The following is a 15,806-nucleotide window of genomic DNA, read 5'->3' on the forward strand; positions in this document are numbered from 1 at the left end:
CGCGGGACCGCTCAGTCGTTCGCGTGCAGGTCGGCGTTGAGTTCGATGCCCGTGCCCTTGCGGGGGACGACCTGGACCGCGCCGGTGGTGGAGTTGCGGCGGAACAAGAGGTTGTCGCGCCCGGCAAGTTCGGCCGCCTTGACCACGGTGCCGTCAGGGGTGGCGACCTTGGTGCCCGCGGTGAGGTAGAGGCCCGCCTCTACGACGCAGTCGTTGCCGAGTGGGATGCCGAGGCCGGAGTTCGCGCCGAGCAGCGAGCGCTCGCCGATGGAGATCACCGTGGTGCCGCCGCCGGAGAGCGTGCCCATGGTGGACGCGCCGCCGCCGACGTCGGAGCCGTCGCCGACTACGACGCCCGCGGAGATGCGGCCCTCGACCATGGACGCGCCGAGGGTGCCCGCGTTGAAGTTCACGAAGCCCTCGTGCATGACGGTGGTGCCCGAGGCGAGGTGCGCGCCGAGGCGGACCCGGTCGGCGTCGCCGATGCGGACGCCGGAGGGCAGCACGTAGTCGACCATGCGCGGGAACTTGTCGACGCTGTACACCGTGACCGGACCGCGGGCCCGCAGCTTGGCGCGGGTGGCCTCGAAGCCCTCCACCGCGGCGGGGCCGTGGTTGGTCCACACCACGTTGGTCAGCAGGCCGAATTGGCCGTCCAGGCTCACCTCGTGCGGTTTGACCAGGCGATGCGAGAGCAGGTGCAGGCGCAGGTAGACGTCGTGTGCGTCGACCGGCGCGGCGGACAGGTCGGCGATCGTAGTCTGCACCGCGATCACGTCGACCCCGCGCGCCTCGTCGAAGCCGAGCAGCGCCGCGTACTCGGCGGGCGCGTCGTCCAGCCGCTTGGTGCCGGTCTCGGAGAACTCGCCCAGCTGCGGGTTCGGGTACCACGTGTCCAGCACGGTCCCGTCCGCGGTCACGTTGGCGATACCGACTGCTGCTGCTCCCTGGATGCTCACGGCACTACAGGTTACCGCCCCGCGTCGAACGAGTGTGCTGCTGCTCCTGGCCGCACGCTTACGTGACTCGGCCCGCCGAGGCGAGGCTCACGGCCGGTCGGCCGAATGTCCGTGTCAGCACACGACGTTGCCGTTCGGTGAGCGGATTGACGAAGACCACCGCATCCGCCGAGTGATCCGCGCACGCCTGCGTCACTTCGCGCACCTTCCCGGCGCTGAGCAGCGTCCGGGCCGAGTACTCACGCGACATGAGCCCGACGCCGCCGGAGGAGACGCCACGACGCTGGACGAACCGCGCTACGACCCGCCCGCCGCGCGCCGCGACGGCTTGCGCCGCGGCGTCCATCCTCTCTGCGTAGTCCTTCTGCTTCGCGGAGAAGAAACCGACGAGGACGATGTCGAATCCGTCCAGGCTCACCGGATCGGTGTATCCGACGTCACGGGCACTCCGGCGCCGTCCGGGCGAGAGCCGGTTTCGTACGCGCCGTTGGTACACGGCCGACACCGTAGTTACCGGTTGCGTCGGTGCACAACCGACTACGGCGGACGGGCGCGGTGCCCGTATCGCGGTGAGTCGAGGAGGTGAGCACGGAACTGGTGGCCGAGCAGCCGACCGGCACCTGGTCCCGACCACTCCAGACATGGTGTGCGGGCGCGGCCGGTCAGCGGTCGTAGGGTGAAGGGCGTGACCATCGACCTGCATGCCGACCCGATCACGCTGACCGCCGCGCTTGTCGACATCCCGAGCGTTTCGCTAGGGGAAGCCGCTATCGCCGACGTGGTGGAGCGGGCGCTGCGGGAGCAGACGGTGGGGTTCGAGGTGCTGCGGCGCGGGAACGTGGTGCTCGCGCGCACCAATCGCGGGTTGCCGACCCGGGTGATCCTGGCCGGACACCTGGACACCGTACCGATCGCCGACAACGTGCCGGGCCGGTTCGCCGTGAACCCGGCGGGCGAGCGGGTGCTCTACGGTTGCGGCACCGTGGACATGAAATCGGGTGACGCGGTGTTCCTGCACCTGGCCGCGACGGTCGCCGATCCGGTGCACGATCTGACCCTGATCTTCTACGACGGCGAGGAGATCGCCGCGGAGTTCAACGGGCTCGGCCACGTCGAGCGCGAGCTGCCCGACTGGCTCACCGGTGATCTCGCCGTGCTCGGCGAACCGTCCGCGGGCTGGATCGAAGCGGGTTGCCAAGGCACGCTGCGGGTTCGGCTGCGCACCTCGGGCGTGCGGGCGCATTCGGCGCGAGCCTGGCTGGGCGACAACGCGATTCACCGATTGGCTCCGATCTTGCAGCGGCTGGCCGATTACCGTGCGCGGGAGGTCGACATCGACGGCTGCGTCTACCGCGAGGGGCTGTCCGCGGTCCGTGTCGCGGGCGGGGTGGCGGGCAATGTGGTGCCGGACGCCGCGGAGGTGGACGTCAACTTCCGCTTCGCCCCCGACCGCACCGTGGACCGAGCCGTCGAGCACGTCCTCGAGGTCTTCGACGGACTCGAACTCTCTTTCGACGTGACCGACTCCGCACCCGGCGCGCTGCCCGGCCTCACCGCCCCCGCGGCCAAGGACCTCATCGCCTCGGTGCAGCGGCACGGTGGCGGCGGCGTGCGCGCCAAGTACGGCTGGACCGACGTCTCCCGGTTCGCCGCTCGCGGCATCCCCGCCGTCAACTTCGGTCCCGGCGACCCCAACCTCGCGCACAAGCGCGACGAGCATGTTCCGGTGGACCAGATCACCGCGGTCACCGCCATGCTGCGCAACTACCTGACCGGCACTTCGGTCGGAGAGATCTGACGCGACGAGCGGAGATTGCGGATGCGTCTCGTCATCGCGGCGCCCGGCTGAACGTCGGACGACTTCTCACGTCCAGCAAGTGTGTGCTCGTTTCCGGACGGTAGCGTGGATCGCATGTCCACCGACGCCGCGGACCGTGAGGTCACCACCAAGCCCAGGTCGGCAGCGAAGTTCCGCGGGCCGATCATGTTCCGCCGTGACCGCAAGGACGGCATCGGCACCGCAGACCGGAATCTGCTGGACCAGCGCGGCGACACGGATTGGGTACACACCGACCCCTGGCGCGTGCTGCGCATCCAAGCTGAGCTCGTCGAGGGATTCGGCGCGCTCGCCGAGGTGCCCCGCGCGGTGACCGTCTTCGGTTCCGCCCGTACGCCGGTCGACCATCCCGAGTACCAGGCGAGCCGGGCGATCGGCGCCGCGCTGGCCAGGGCGGGTTTCGCCGTGATCACCGGCGGCGGGCCCGGCGTGATGGAGGCGGCCAACCGCGGCGCCTGCGAGGCGGGCGGTTACTCGATCGGCCTGGGCATCGAGCTGCCGTTCGAGCAGGGCCTCAATGACTGGGTCGATCTGGGCATCAACTTCCGCTACTTCTTCGTCCGCAAGACGATGTTCGTGAAGTACTCCCAGGCGTTCATCTGCCTGCCCGGCGGTTTCGGCACGCTCGACGAGCTGTTCGAGGCGCTGACGCTGGTGCAGACCCGCAAGATCACCCGTTTCCCGATCATCCTGTTCGGCAGCAGGTATTGGTCCGGTCTGGTCGATTGGTTGCGGGATTCGCTCGGCGCCTCCGGCAAGATCTCGCCGGGCGACCTCGGTCTGCTGCATGTGACCGACAGCGTGGAGGAGGTCGTGGGCATCATCCAGGCCAACGCGGAAGCGGGCGGCGCCGAGGACGCGATCGGGACGGAGGACGAGTGGTGAACGACCAGCCCTTCGCCGTCTGCGTCTACTGCTCGGCGAGCACCACGGATCCGGATCACCTCTCGCTCGCCGCCCGGGTGGGCACCGAGATCGCCCGGCGCGGTTGGCAATTGGTGTCCGGCGGCGGTCACGTCTCGATGATGGGCGCGGTGGCGACGGCGGCCCGTGCCGGTGGCGCGAAGACCATCGGCGTCATCCCGAAGCACTTGGTGCACCGGGAGGTCGCGGACGTGGACGCCGACGAACTCGTGGTCACCGACACCATGCGCCAGCGCAAGCAGGTGATGGAGGACCGCGCCGACGCCTTCCTCACCCTGCCCGGCGGCATCGGCACCTTGGAGGAGTTCTTCGAGACGTGGACCGGTGGCTATCTGGGACAGCATGAGAAGCCCGTTATTGTGCTGGATCCCAATGGATTCTTCGCCGGTTTGTTCTCCTGGATAGACGAGTTGTACGAACGAAAGTTCGTGCCCCAGACAGCGTTGTCCCGGATTACCGTGGTAACCGATCTCCCGTCCGCCTTCGCGGCACTGGAGGCGCCGCGTACCGCTTGACGAGGAGAACTGCAGACGTGAGCACCGACGCCCGCTCGACGGTGAGGCTGGCCGATATCGCCCGCAATCTGCCCGCCATCGCCTCGGAGGTGGTTCCGGGCATGTTGCGCAACGCGCGGGAAGTGCTGGTCAAGCCGGAGTCCAAGTCCTCGATCGGGCTGTACTTCCAGCGCAATGCCCATCGTCATCCGGATCGTCCGTTCCTGCGGTTCGAGGGCGCCACCTACACCTACGGTGCGGCCAACGCCCAGGTGAACCGGTATGCGAGCGTGCTCGCGGCGCGCGGTGTGCGGCGCGGTGACGTGGTCGGCGTGCTGATGACCAACCGACCTGAGACGCTGTTCGTCGTGTTGGCCACGGTGAAACTCGGCGCCACCGTCGGCTTGCTCAACCATCACCAGCGCGATCAGGTGCTCGCCCACAGCTTCGGCTTGCTCGGCAGCGTGCTGAACGTGGTCGGCGCGGAATGCGCGGAGGCGATCGGCTCGCTGCCCGAGCCACTCGACAACCTCCTGTCGGCCGACGAACTGCATCGGGCGGCCGAGAGCGCCGACGACACCGACCCGCCGAGTTGCGCCGAGGTCACCGCACGCGAGCGCGCGTTCCTCATCTTCACCTCCGGCACCACGGGCCTGCCGAAGGCCAGCGTGATGACCCATCTGCGCTGGGCAAAGTGCATGGCCGGGTTCGGCGGTCTCGGCATTCGCCTGCGCAGCGACGACACCATGTACTGCTGCCTGCCGCTCTATCACAACAACGCGGTCACCGTCGCGTTGTCGGCGGTGCTCGGCTCCGGCGGCGCATTCGCCCTCGGGCGGGGATTCTCCGCGTCGCGGTTCTGGGACGAGGTCATTCGTGAGCAGGCGACGGCCTTCATCTACATCGGCGAGTTATGCCGCTATCTGGTCAATCAGCCCGCCAAACCAACCGATAGGCAGCACTTGGTCCGGCTCGTCGTCGGCAACGGATTGCGCCCAGAACTGTGGGATGAGTTCAGATCCCGCTTCGGCATTCAGCGAATCGTGGAGTTCTACGGTGCGAGCGAGGCGAATATCGGGTTCGCGAACGTCTTCGGCGTGGACCGCACCGCAGGTTTCGGCCCACTGCCGTACGCCGTGGTGGAGTACGACGACGAGACCGGAGAGGCCAAGCGGGACAAGAACGGACGGCTGCGTCGGGTGGGCACCGGCGACACCGGCCTGCTGCTGGCCAAAGTGACCGACCGCGCCCCGTTCGACGGCTATACCGACAAGGCCGCCTCCGAGGCCAAGCTCGTGCGCGACGGTTTCGAGCCGGGCGACGTCTGGTTCGACACCGGCGATCTGGTCCGTGACCAGGGCTGGCATCACATCGCGTTCGTGGACCGGCTCGGCGACACGTTCCGCTGGAAGGGCGAGAACGTGGCGACCACCGAGGTGGAAGGCGCGCTGAGCAAGGCGGAGTCGATCGCCCAGGCCGTGGTCTACGGCGTGGACATCCCGCGCACCGACGGCAAGGCAGGCATGGCCGCGGTGACGCTGTGCTCCGGCGCCGAGTTCGACGGTGCCACGCTGGCGAAGCTGGCCTACGAACAGCTCCCCGGATATGCCATTCCTCTGTTCGTCCGTGTCGTTCCCGAACTGGAACACACCTCCACGTTCAAAAGCCGCAAGGTCGAACTCCGCAAGCAGGGCTACACGCCGAACTCCGACAGCACCCTGTACGTCCTCGCCGGACGCACCGAGGGCTATGTCCCCGCCTACGGTGACTACCCGGCCGACGTCGCCGCAGGCCGAGCCCCCAAGAACTGACGCTCCTCCGCCTCTCCGGGTCTTCAGGCCGTACCAGTTGGGTGACGCAGGAATTGCGTCCAGGTCCTGCGTCGGGTGCGGCCGCAGTTCTGGGCGTACCCGACGAGTTACCCATGTGCGTGCGAGATCAGTTGCTCCGTTCCGACTGGAACGGGCGCGGCGAATGCGAGATCATCGCCACCACGTCTGTTGATGCGACGGCCAGCGCTGCAGCGGTACCCAGCGCAGGACCTGAGGGCAACCCCGTCACCGTATGGTCTGAGTGCCGGGAGAGGCGGAACAGCTCGCTAAAGTCGTTGGCATGTTCAGCTCGATGGTGGTGCCGCATCCCACGCTGTGCGGGCGGCCGGTGGCGACGGATCGGGCGCTGGTGATGGCGATCGTGAATCGCACGCCGGACTCGTTCTACGACCGTGGCGCCACCTTCACCGACGCGGCGGCCATGGATGCCGTCGCGCGGGCGGTGGACGAGGGCGCCGACCTGGTCGACATCGGCGGCGTGAAGGCCGGGCCCGGTGATCTGGTCGACGCGGCCGAGGAGACGCGCCGGGTGGTGCCGTTCGTCGCGGCCATCCGCGCGACCTATCCCGAGCTACTGATCAGCGTCGACACGTGGCGTGCCGACGTGGCGCTGGCCGCCGCGCGGGAGGGCGCGGATCTGATCAACGACACCTGGGCGGGGGCCGACCCGGAACTCGTGCCCGTGGCCGCGGCCAACGGGGCGGGCGTGGTGTGCAGCCACACCGGTGGCGCGGTGCCGCGCACCAGGCCGCACCGGGTCCGCTACGCCGACGTGGTGAACGAGGTCACCGAGACGGTGGTGCGCGCCGCCGAGAACGCGCTCGCGGCGGGCGTGCGCAAGGACTCGATTCTGATCGATCCGACCCACGATTTCGGCAAGAACACCTATCACGGGCTCGAACTGTTGCGCGGAGTCGACGTTCTTGTAAAAACCGGATGGCCAGTCTTGATGGCGCTGAGCAACAAGGATTTCATCGGAGAGACTTTAGGTGTCGGTCTTTCCGAGCGGCTGGAGGGCACATTGGCGGCAACAGCATGGTCGGCGGCGGCCGGCGCCAGAGTCTTTCGTGTTCACGAAGTCGCCGCGACCCGGCGGGTGGTGGACATGATCGCCGCGATCCAGGGCATCCGGCCCCCCGCACGAACCTTGCGAGGTCTGGTATGACATTCCAATCCTTCGAGCCCGCTTGGGCGACCACCAATACCTGGGACACCCCGAACTGGACGGTGGACGAGCTCGCCGCCGCCAAGGCCGGGCGCACCGTGTCGGTGGTGCTGCCCGCGCTGAACGAAGAGCGGACCGTGGCCGACGTGGTGGCCAGCATCCGGCCGCTGCTCGGCACGCTGGTCGACGAGCTGGTCGTGCTCGATTCCGGTTCGACCGACGCCACCGCCGAGCGGGCTCGCGCGGCGGGCGCCGAGGTGATCAGCCGCGAGCAGGCGGTGCCCGAGCTGGAGCCGGTTCCCGGCAAGGGCGAGGTGCTGTGGCGCTCGCTGGCGGTGACCAGCGGCGATCTGATCGCCTTCGTCGATTCCGATCTGATCGATCCGGACCCGGCCTTCGTCCCGAAACTGCTCGGCCCGCTGCTCACGGTCAATGATCTGCAGCTGGCCAAGGCTTACTACCGCAGGCCGCTGCGGCAGGGCGGCGCGGTGGACGCGCACGGCGGCGGCCGGGTCACCGAATTGGTCGCGCGCCCGCTGCTGGCGGCGCTGCGGCCGGAGCTGTCCCAGATGTTGCAGCCGCTGGGCGGCGAGTACGCGGGTACCAGGGAGCTGCTCGCCTCGGTGCCGTTCGCACCGGGCTACGGCGTGGAGATCGGGCTGCTGCTCGACACCTACGACCGGCTCGGGATGTCCGCGATCGGCCAGGTCAACCTGGGCGTACGCACCCATCGGAACCGGCCGCTGGCCGATCTAGGGGTAATGAGCCGCCAGATCCTCGGCACGGTCCTCGGCCGCAGCGGCGTTCAGGACTCCGGCGCCGCGCTGACCCAATTCCCGCTGATCGGCGATGAATTCACCGCGCACAGCACCGAGGTATCGCTGACCGATCGCCCGCCGATGAACACCCTGCGGCCCGCGTGGGTGGCGGCCTGAACGTCCGCGAGCTGCTCGGCGGTACCGGATTCGGCGTGGCCGCATGCCCGCGGCCTGGGCGGTAGCGCCCGAAATGTCCAGGCGTGCGGGTCCGGTCAGGACCCGTTCGCCCGCGGGTCGCGCATGTACCCGGCTTCGATCAGGGTGCGGAAGGCCGCGTTCTTGTAGACGCATTCCGAGGGCTCACAGATCCGGTGGCGCTGCATGAGTTCGTGTGCCTCCGCCACGGTCAACGGCTCGGTGGGCAGTTGCTGCGGTCGGCCGATCGGACAGGTCGGCAGGAGGGTGGCCGGGACCTCCTCCGGGATCCCGTGCTCGGCGACGCCGACCCGGCGCCGCCGGGTCGCCGGTCCGTGCAGCAGGCCGATGGTGGCGACCAGACTTGCGGCGCCCGCGAGCGAGCAGAGGACGGCGATCTGGGTGGCGGTCACGGCGCGATCTCCTCTCGGTAGGGCGGACCGGGCAGAGCGTGGCGGGGCCGAAAGCACAACGCACCGTCACCTACTTGCAGCTAATTTTCAGCAAACAGAATGCGGGCCGAGCGAGCACGTCGTGCAAGTGGAAAGAGAGGCGCGGCACTGCGTGTGCCGCTATGCCGGGGGTATGCCCGGCAAACCGGATTTCAATCCGCCGCTCGAGAGGCGACGAGTGGCCTGGGCGGAGGCGGTGACCCGCGTGTCGGCGCGACTGAGCCGCGCGGCGGGAGGGGTGATCAAGTGCCCGAGTATCGCGCGCACAGGAACCCGCTCCCGAGCGGGTCCGGCCGCAGCGCATCGGGCTCGAGACGAACGGCGAGTTTCCGCCGTATCGTCAGCCTGGTTACGCCGAGGCTATTCGGCGCAGCAACGCCGCCGCGGCAGCCCTTCGCTCCGCTTGCGCGTCGTCGGAGCTCTCCTCGGCCGTCGTGGACGTGGATTCGCTCGTCGTGCCGTCGGTGAGTGGATACGGAAGCTGCCTACGAACCGGAGGCATCACCAGGCGCGTCTCGCCATCGGTCCGCGAGTCGTCGGATGCCGGTTCGTCTTCCTCGGAGCTCTGTGGCTCGGGTGTCACGGCTTCCTGCTCCTTCGCGAGCCGGGCCTGGAGCTCGGCGACAGAGAGGTGGGCGCGTGACGACGCCGGCCGCAGCAGCATGGTGGCGACCAAGACCAGCAACCCCGTCACCAGGACGGCGCCACCGATCAGCAGAAGCGGATTCACTATTTCCTCCTTGCCGGACGCCTCACGCGTCCGTCTCGCGGAGCTGGCGATAGGGTGCGTCGGTCTCGGCGCGGGCCGCGGGCTGGAGCGGCTCGCGCTGCGGTACGGTGCGGAGGGGCACGGAACTCGCAGACATCGAACCTCGATTGAGCACCTGAGTTCACCTATCAGAATGGTTATCTTCCAGCTATCCTACGCAGTTCCGCAGGAGGCGGGATCGGTGGATGCGGTGACCCGTGCCACACCGGTGTACGAGTGCTGAAACTCGGCTCGACGGACGCGCTCGAGCAGCTGCTTACCGGAGTGTGGCGTGCGGAAGGCGATGCACGCACACTGTGCCGTGGATGCGCTCACAGCCAATTGCCGAAGGGTGTGCGCGTTGCCTTATGTGGCGGGCGGTTTGCTGAATTCCTTTGCGCGAACGCTTCCGAGGCTCCCACGAGTATGCGAACGGGGGAGAGGTCGAATCACGGTCTCCGAGAACGGGCCTCGCGCGAGCCCCGCGGTGCATGAGGCGATGCACGGTAGGGGTCCGGTCAGTCCCTCCGGATGTGTCCGCTCAGCGGCGCAGACCCCCCGCGGGTGAGCGGGTTTCGGGATCGTGGCGATAGACCGGCGTGAGCAGTTCGGCCTCCAGCGGTTCGCCCGTGGCGCGGTCGAAGCGGCAGGCGATCAACACCGAGAACTGGTGGGTGCTCGCCCGCTCGTGCAGCGTGGCCAGCCGGGTGGCGAGCAGGCGGATGGCGCCGAGCGAGCCGGGCGGGTGCATACCGTCGATCATCAGTACGGTGCCGCGCCCGTCCGGGCGCGGAAGCCTGGCCAGATAGGCGATGTCGTGTGGTTCGGGGCCGCCCGGCCGGTACACCCGCCGGGCCGCCCGGTCCTCGATTCCCCGGCGCGTGTCGCCGACTCTGGCCACGGCGCGGCGCAGCCGCGGGTCGGCAGTCACCAATTGGCGCAGGCTGGGGGAAAGTTCGGGGCCGCCGAGCACGATCAGTCCGTCGCGGCGCAGGTCGACCGGGCGGCCGGGCAGGAAATGCTCGACCGCGACCGTGAAGCCGAGTTCGCGGAGTAATTCGGCCAACCGCTGCGGCGCAGCCGGATCCGGTGCACCGATCACTCGCCCCGCGCGCACCTCAGGGACGAGCACGGTGAGCGAACCGTGCCCGAAGAACAGTCCTTCGGGCGCAGGCCCCTGCGTACTCACCTGGTGGATGCGGGCGCGGGAAAGGCCCGCCGCCGCACCGATTCTGGCGAACGTCCAGCCTTCGGCATGCAGCTCGCGGATCACGGCACGCCGAATCCTGGTTAGTTCGTTGATGGTCTGCTGGGCCGCCGCCACCCCGTCGGTGGCCGCCTTCAGTCGCTCGACCTTGTCCTCGATCGCGAACACGCGCGCAACGTCATCGGCCGACATGTGCGAAGTCTAGACAGCTGAACACCACATGGTGTCTAGACTTCTTGACGGATCAGGTGGCGTCGGAGTCGATCGGAGGACGTTCGTTGCGCTCCAACGGCTTATCCAACTTCGGCATCGGATAGTCCGGCATTCCGCTGTTCGTGCTGTACAAGTCCTTCGGGTCGGGCAATGTGCTGTTGAAATCCTTGAACAGCGAATCGTCGCCATTGAGAAGATGTTTGGTGACCATCGCGCGGGGAGTCATGCCGCGCAGTTCGTTCAGGTCGGCCAGCGGCTTGCGCAGATCGTCGAATTCCGGCCCGAGTTCCTGGCGCAGCTGCGAGGTCGCGCCACTCGCGTAGTCACGCACCTGCCGTAGGCTGCGCGTGGTCCAGCGCACGGCACCGGGCAGACGCTCCGGTCCGAGAATCATGAGGGCGGCGACGAGCAGGATGACCATCTCGCTCCAGCCGATGTTGCTGAACACCTAATCAGGCTACCCGGCGATCCGGCTGGCGGGTCAGTCGGATTCCAGCGTCACAGGCACGTCCACCTGCCTGCCATCGCGGATCAACTGCACGTTCACCGTCTCGCCGATCTCATGCGACTGCACCGCGACGACCAGTTCGTCCGGACCGGTCACCTCGCGATCGCCGACCTTGACGATCACGTCACCCTCCACGATCCCCGCTTTGGCGGCGGGACCGCCGGGCGAGACGTCCGCCACCGCGGCGCCGCTCATGACCTCGTTGGCCACCTGCTTGGTGCGCGCGCTCAGACCGATGATCGGGTGGTGCACGGCGCCGTCGCGGATCAAGGTCTGCACGACCTCGGTCATCATGTCCACCGGGATGGCGAAGCCGAGGCCGACCGAGCCGCCGGTCTCGCTGCGGATGGCGGTGTTGATGCCGACGACCCGGCCGTCCATGTCCACCAGCGCGCCACCGGAGTTACCCGGGTTGATCGAGGCGTCGGTCTGCACCGCGTCGATCACAGCCTTCGTGTCGCTGCCCTCGCCCTCCAATTTCACCGGGCGGTGCAGGGCGCTGACGATGCCGGAGGTGACCGTCTTGCTGAGGCCGAGCGGCGAACCGATGGCCAGCACGTCGTCGCCGACCTGGACGTCGGCCGACTTGCCGATCTTGGCGACGGTGAGATTCTTCACATCGACCTTCAGCACGGCCAGGTCGGTCTTCGGGTCGCGGCCGACGATCTGCGCGGGGACCCTGGTGCCGTCGGAGAACTGCACCTGGATCGCGGCCCGATTGCTCTTGTCCTGGGCGGCCATCGAGATGACGTGGTTGTTGGTGACGATGTAGCCGCCGCCATCGATCACCACACCGGAACCGGTGGCGCCGTTGTCGCCGACGGTCACCCGGATCGAGACGACCGAGGGCAGCACCGCGTTCGCGACCTGCGCGATGAGGCCGTGCGGACGATCGCTGTCGCCGGTCTGCTCCAGGGTGACTTTGCGCGAGGTGAGCGTAGAGGCGGTCTCCGCGGTCAGCCTGCCGACCAGTCCGCCGAGCAGGCCGATGACGAGCGCAACGAGCGCGAGCAGGGCCAGTGCCTTGGGGGCGACCCGGTCGCCGAACAGCACCTGGCGCGCGCTGAGCTTCTCGGCCCGGGGCAGCGGCTGCGGCTTGGGCGTCGGCACCGCGGGAGCGCCGAGACGTGCGACGGCCTCGGGATCACGCCACGGGTCGGCGGGACCGGCGACCGGCGCGGGACCGCCGGTCGCGTCGGGGTCGCGCTGCAGTAGTTCGGTGGAACCCTCCGGGCGGCCGAACGCCTCGGCCAGTAGCGCGTCGGGCGGACGGTTCTGCAGTTCGGGGCCGGTCCGGGCCGCGCCGGCCGAGCGGCCCGGCAGCGGCTCGGCGAACGAACCGGACAGGCCGGACGGTCTGCGGAAGGCGCGCGCGGTGTGCGTGTCGACATGGGGCCGGTAGACCGGGCGCGGGCCGAGCACGGGCGCGTCCGATGGACGGAGATTCCCGCGGTTGGCCGCCGAATCCGAGGTGTCGGCCGATCCGGAATTCGTCGATTCGGTGGTCACTCGGGAAACTCTACTTGCGCCACCAGGTTGTCCACCGGGTCGCGGTGAACGAATCGGTCAGAAAGCCGAAAACCGCGTCGTTACGAGGCGTCTGGCCGACGCCGGAGGTGGGGGTACGCGCGCTGGACGCGCCACCCGGCAATTCCCCGAGCGGAATCCTGGTCAAGCTGTCGTGCAGTCCGGTGGGAATCGCGACATTGCCCGCATGCCGCAACGCGATGCGCGCCTGTTGCTGGGCATCGACTTCCGCCGCGCACTCCGGGCACAGCGAGAGGTGCTGGGCGGCGCGCAGATAGGCGTTCATCCGCAGTTCGCCGTCCGCATAAGCCGCGATCGCCTCACTCGCCAGATGCTCGGTGGGGCGAAAGCGAGGCGGACGACGACCGGACGTACTGAAGTCGCCACTCATTCGGTGCTCACCCTTCCAACCGCCATCGACCGTCCGTGGGGCGATGCCGGCTTCCGACGAATCACCCTATGTTCGCATCAGCGGCGAACCGCTGCTCACTTCCATTATGCGCAAGGTAGTCGCGCAGTGCCTGCCGCCCACGGTGGATCCGACTGCGCACAGTGCCCAGTTTCACGCCGAGCGTAGCGCCGATCTCCTCGTAGGACAGTCCCTCGATGTCACACAGGACCACCGCCGCGCGGAACTCCGGCGCCAGCGAGTCCAAGGCGGATTGCAGGTCGGGATCCAGGCGGGCGTCGTGGTAGGCCTGTTCGGGGCCGGGACCTTCGGCGGGCACCCGGTCGTAGTCCTCGGGCAGCGCTTCCATCCTGATCCGGTTGCGGCGGCGGACCATGTCCAGGAACAGGTTGGTCGTGATGCGGTGCAACCAGCCCTCGAACGTGCCCGGTTGGTAACTCGACAGCGAACGGAACACCCGGATGAAGGTCTCCTGCGTGAGATCATCCGCGTCCTGTGCGTCGCCGGAGAGGCGATAGGCCAGGCGGTAGACCCGGTCGGCGTGCTCGCGGACCAGCTCGTCCCACGACGGCATGGCCGACCGGTCCCCGGTGGCATCGAAGGCGGCAGTCCCGCTGAGCTCGACGGATTCCTCGACGGCGTCGGCTTCGACAGGCAGGATCTGCTCGGGCAAGGTGGCGTACTCGCGCGCCGCATCGACCATGTGGATGGGGCTACCTCCTACTAGGGACCGCAAACGTCGGGACTCGCTCCGGACCGGATCTACGGACCGTCGCGTACGGATACAACCGACAACCGGTATGTCGTTGTTCCCGAGTCCCGTGTTAATACACGGTCGGTGGTCTTGCGTCCCCATACTCTTTCTGGTTCTGATATGGCCGGGTTATGGAGATCCTGAGGGTCACCTGAGAAAAACGGCCCTGGAAATGGCGGCGGCGCGTGTTGTCCGGACCGCCCAGACCACCCGCACGGCGTTAGCCTCATACCCGTGGCATCGAACCTGGAGCGAAATCTCGCTTACGTGGAGGAATCCGTCGTGGAAGACGAGATCCTCGTCGGCGCGCGCGAACGGGCCACCGAACTCGGCGTGCCGCCCGTGCCGCCGTCGGTGGGCGCGCTGCTGAGCATGTACGCGCAGCTGCTCGGCGCGCGGGCAGTGGTCGAGGTCGGCACCGGCGCCGGCATCAGCGGGCTGTGGTTGCTCGACGGCATGCGCGAGGACGGCACGCTGACCACCATCGATTCGGAGCCGGAGCACCAGCGCGCGGCCAAGGAAGCGTTCCGCGCCGCCGACATCCCGCCCGCGCGAACCCGCCTGATCAACGGACGTGCGCTCGATGTGCTGCCGCGTCTGGCCGACGGCGCCTACGATCTGGTCTTCATCGATGCCGCGCCACTGGAGCATCCGGAGTACGTGGCCCAGGGGGTGCGATTACTGCGTAATGGCGGGGCCATTCTGCTGCACAACGCGCTGCTCGGGGGCCGGGTGCCCGACCCGGCGCAGCGTGATCCGGCCACCCAGGCGGTGCGCGCCGCGACCCGCGCCATCGCGGAGAATCCCGAACTCACCTGTGTGCTGATTCCGGTCGGTGACGGATTGCTCTGTGCCTCGCGTGGTTAGCGAAGCTCCCCGCCTCTCCGGGACTTCAGGCCGTACAAGTCGGGTAACGCGGGATTCGCGCTCAGGTCCTGCGTCGGGTGCCGCTCAGGTTCTGGGCGTGCCCGGCGAGTTACCCCATGTACTTGCGAAATCAGTAGGTGCGTGGTTAGACGAGTCGCAACGGGCGGAGTCGTTTTCCGCGGCCGAATCGCGGGTATGCGCTGAGAAACAAGTCAGCGAGGTTTACCGGTTATGCGCGAATTGGATGCGATCGAGATGGGCGTCATGGGGGAAGTCGTCACGGAGCGTCGGACGAGTTGGCTGCGGCCGACCATGCTGGCCCTCGCGTTGGTGCTGCTGGGAGCCGTCTTGGTGCTGATCGTGGTCAGTAATACCGATTTCGATACCGGGCCCGCCAAAGTCACGCCGACACCGGGCCCGTGTGAGCCATTCTGCACGCAGCCTGTCGCCCCGCCTGGACCGTAATCGTCGGCCGCTGGGCCCCTTTCTATGTGCTTGCCGTAGAACACCTTCGGAACGTCCTCGGGTGTCCGGCTCTCGGCGCCTCGCGGATAGTCGGTCGCCGCGGCGGGTGAAGTTCGCGAATCCGCCTCCGTACGGGCACGGTTCGGCGCATGCTGCAGCAGAGCGCCAACGAAACAGGTACTAGTGGGTTCATGGTTCGAGCGGGTCCGGAAGAGGGTGCGGTGCCGTGGTGATGATGTTCCTGTGGGACGAGGACGAGCGTCGCCCACGCCCGATCCACTGGGGTCGGACGATGGTCGCCTTCGCCGCGGTGCTGTTATTCGCCCTGCTGGCGGTCTATTTGGTCAGCACCGCGGATTTCGGCGACGCCTCGAAGACCACGGTGCCGCGCACCCCCGGCCCGTGCGCGCCATTCTGCATCGGAACCCCCGCCGCCGAGCCGGGCGAACCCTAAATTCGGGTCGCCACGTAACGACTGATTTCGCAAGTACA

The 15,806-nt window shown here is 68.2% G+C and carries 18 protein-coding genes; 9 read left to right on the plus strand and 9 right to left on the minus strand.

Features of this window, described 5'->3' with window-relative positions; all coding sequences use genetic code 11:
- Positions 1 to 11: 11 nt before the first annotated feature.
- Both dapD and OHA40_RS21430 read right to left on the minus strand, forming a co-directional pair.
- Entirely contained in the window at positions 12 to 959 is a 948-nt protein-coding gene (dapD, locus tag OHA40_RS21425; RefSeq protein ID WP_330228672.1) for a 2,3,4,5-tetrahydropyridine-2,6-dicarboxylate N-succinyltransferase, read from the minus strand.
- Positions 960 to 1,017: 58 nt separating this feature from the next.
- Positions 1,018 to 1,455 carry a hypothetical protein gene (locus OHA40_RS21430; RefSeq protein WP_330228673.1) on the minus strand — a complete coding sequence of 146 codons (438 nt, stop codon included), beginning with the start codon at positions 1,453 to 1,455 and terminating at the stop codon, positions 1,018 to 1,020.
- Positions 1,456 to 1,644: 189 nt separating this feature from the next.
- On the opposite strand from OHA40_RS21430, the gene dapE reads away from it, so the two are divergent.
- The 6 genes from dapE to OHA40_RS21460 all read left to right on the plus strand — a co-directional run bounded on the left by dapE (position 1,645) and on the right by OHA40_RS21460 (position 8,146).
- Positions 1,645 to 2,757: a succinyl-diaminopimelate desuccinylase gene (dapE, locus tag OHA40_RS21435; protein ID WP_330228674.1), complete on the plus strand. Its 1,113-nt coding sequence runs from the start codon at positions 1,645 to 1,647 to the stop codon at positions 2,755 to 2,757.
- Positions 2,758 to 2,871: 114 nt separating this feature from the next.
- Positions 2,872 to 3,681, plus strand: a complete 810-nt coding sequence (locus OHA40_RS21440; protein WP_330228675.1) for a TIGR00730 family Rossman fold protein — start codon at positions 2,872 to 2,874, stop codon at positions 3,679 to 3,681.
- Complete coding sequence (locus OHA40_RS21445; protein ID WP_442943781.1) at positions 3,675 to 4,235, plus strand: TIGR00730 family Rossman fold protein; 561 nt, start codon at positions 3,675 to 3,677, stop codon at positions 4,233 to 4,235. Before OHA40_RS21440 ends, OHA40_RS21445 begins: the two co-directional genes overlap by 7 nt.
- 17 nt (positions 4,236 to 4,252) lie before the next feature.
- On the plus strand, positions 4,253 to 6,025 hold the full coding sequence (locus OHA40_RS21450; RefSeq protein ID WP_330228677.1) for a long-chain-acyl-CoA synthetase: 1,773 nt from the start codon (positions 4,253 to 4,255) through the stop codon (positions 6,023 to 6,025).
- Positions 6,026 to 6,326: 301 nt separating this feature from the next.
- A complete protein-coding gene (gene folP / locus OHA40_RS21455) occupies positions 6,327 to 7,211 on the plus strand; it encodes a dihydropteroate synthase (RefSeq protein ID WP_330228678.1) in 885 nt (294 codons plus the stop codon).
- Complete coding sequence (locus tag OHA40_RS21460; protein ID WP_330228679.1) at positions 7,208 to 8,146, plus strand: glucosyl-3-phosphoglycerate synthase; 939 nt, start codon at positions 7,208 to 7,210, stop codon at positions 8,144 to 8,146. The genes folP and OHA40_RS21460 overlap by 4 nt, the downstream gene beginning before the upstream one ends.
- Positions 8,147 to 8,241: 95 nt before the next feature.
- Here the strand turns inward: OHA40_RS21460 and OHA40_RS21465 are convergent, their stop codons facing one another.
- The 7 genes from OHA40_RS21465 to sigE all read right to left on the minus strand — a co-directional run bounded on the left by OHA40_RS21465 (position 8,242) and on the right by sigE (position 13,931).
- Positions 8,242 to 8,577: a hypothetical protein gene (locus OHA40_RS21465; protein WP_330228680.1), complete on the minus strand. Its 336-nt coding sequence runs from the start codon at positions 8,575 to 8,577 to the stop codon at positions 8,242 to 8,244.
- 388 nt (positions 8,578 to 8,965) lie between these two features.
- Entirely contained in the window at positions 8,966 to 9,346 is a 381-nt protein-coding gene (locus OHA40_RS21470) for a hypothetical protein (RefSeq protein WP_330228681.1), read from the minus strand.
- Positions 9,347 to 9,905: 559 nt separating this feature from the next.
- Positions 9,906 to 10,763, minus strand: a complete 858-nt coding sequence (locus OHA40_RS21475) for a hypothetical protein (protein WP_330228682.1) — start codon at positions 10,761 to 10,763, stop codon at positions 9,906 to 9,908.
- Positions 10,764 to 10,815: 52 nt separating this feature from the next.
- Positions 10,816 to 11,232 carry a Sec-independent protein translocase protein TatB gene (gene tatB / locus OHA40_RS21480; RefSeq protein WP_330228683.1) on the minus strand — a complete coding sequence of 139 codons (417 nt, stop codon included), beginning with the start codon at positions 11,230 to 11,232 and terminating at the stop codon, positions 10,816 to 10,818.
- 33 nt (positions 11,233 to 11,265) lie between these two features.
- Positions 11,266 to 12,801 carry a S1C family serine protease gene (locus OHA40_RS21485; protein WP_330228684.1) on the minus strand — a complete coding sequence of 512 codons (1,536 nt, stop codon included), beginning with the start codon at positions 12,799 to 12,801 and terminating at the stop codon, positions 11,266 to 11,268.
- 10 nt (positions 12,802 to 12,811) lie between these two features.
- The gene (locus tag OHA40_RS21490) at positions 12,812 to 13,210 is read right to left on the minus strand and encodes a hypothetical protein (protein ID WP_330228685.1); all 399 of its coding nucleotides are present in this window, start codon (positions 13,208 to 13,210) and stop codon (positions 12,812 to 12,814) included.
- Positions 13,211 to 13,271: 61 nt separating this feature from the next.
- Positions 13,272 to 13,931: an RNA polymerase sigma factor SigE gene (sigE, locus tag OHA40_RS21495; RefSeq protein WP_330228686.1), complete on the minus strand. Its 660-nt coding sequence runs from the start codon at positions 13,929 to 13,931 to the stop codon at positions 13,272 to 13,274.
- Between the two features lie 279 nt (positions 13,932 to 14,210).
- On the opposite strand from sigE, the gene OHA40_RS21500 reads away from it, so the two are divergent.
- From OHA40_RS21500 to OHA40_RS21510, 3 genes are all read left to right on the plus strand, one after another.
- Positions 14,211 to 14,849, plus strand: a complete 639-nt coding sequence (locus OHA40_RS21500) for an O-methyltransferase (RefSeq protein WP_330234311.1) — start codon at positions 14,211 to 14,213, stop codon at positions 14,847 to 14,849.
- A 231-nt stretch (positions 14,850 to 15,080) separates the two neighbouring features.
- A complete protein-coding gene (locus tag OHA40_RS21505) occupies positions 15,081 to 15,314 on the plus strand; it encodes a hypothetical protein (protein ID WP_330228687.1) in 234 nt (77 codons plus the stop codon).
- Positions 15,315 to 15,540: 226 nt separating this feature from the next.
- Positions 15,541 to 15,768 (plus strand): hypothetical protein, encoded by a 228-nt coding sequence (locus OHA40_RS21510; RefSeq protein WP_442943782.1) that lies wholly within the window; start codon positions 15,541 to 15,543, stop codon positions 15,766 to 15,768.
- The last annotated feature ends 38 nt before the right edge of the window (positions 15,769 to 15,806 follow it).

Source organism: Nocardia sp. NBC_00508 (genome assembly GCF_036346875.1).
Lineage (GTDB): Bacteria > Actinomycetota > Actinomycetes > Mycobacteriales > Mycobacteriaceae > Nocardia.

What these genes read in the sequence shown, in the direction of transcription:
- OHA40_RS21440 (WP_330228675.1), top strand. Translation starts at nt 2,872, where the DNA reads ATGTCCACCGACGCCGCGGACCGTGAGGTCACCACCAAGCCCAGGTCG.
- folP (WP_330228678.1), top strand. Translation starts at nt 6,327, where the DNA reads ATGTTCAGCTCGATGGTGGTGCCGCATCCCACGCTGTGCGGGCGGCCG.
- OHA40_RS21460 (WP_330228679.1), top strand. Translation starts at nt 7,208, where the DNA reads ATGACATTCCAATCCTTCGAGCCCGCTTGGGCGACCACCAATACCTGG.
- OHA40_RS21475 (WP_330228682.1), bottom strand. Translation starts at nt 10,763, where the DNA reads ATGTCGGCCGATGACGTTGCGCGCGTGTTCGCGATCGAGGACAAGGTC.
- OHA40_RS21490 (WP_330228685.1), bottom strand. Translation starts at nt 13,210, where the DNA reads ATGAGTGGCGACTTCAGTACGTCCGGTCGTCGTCCGCCTCGCTTTCGC.
- sigE (WP_330228686.1), bottom strand. Translation starts at nt 13,931, where the DNA reads ATGGTCGATGCGGCGCGCGAGTACGCCACCTTGCCCGAGCAGATCCTG.
- OHA40_RS21505 (WP_330228687.1), top strand. Translation starts at nt 15,081, where the DNA reads ATGCGCGAATTGGATGCGATCGAGATGGGCGTCATGGGGGAAGTCGTC.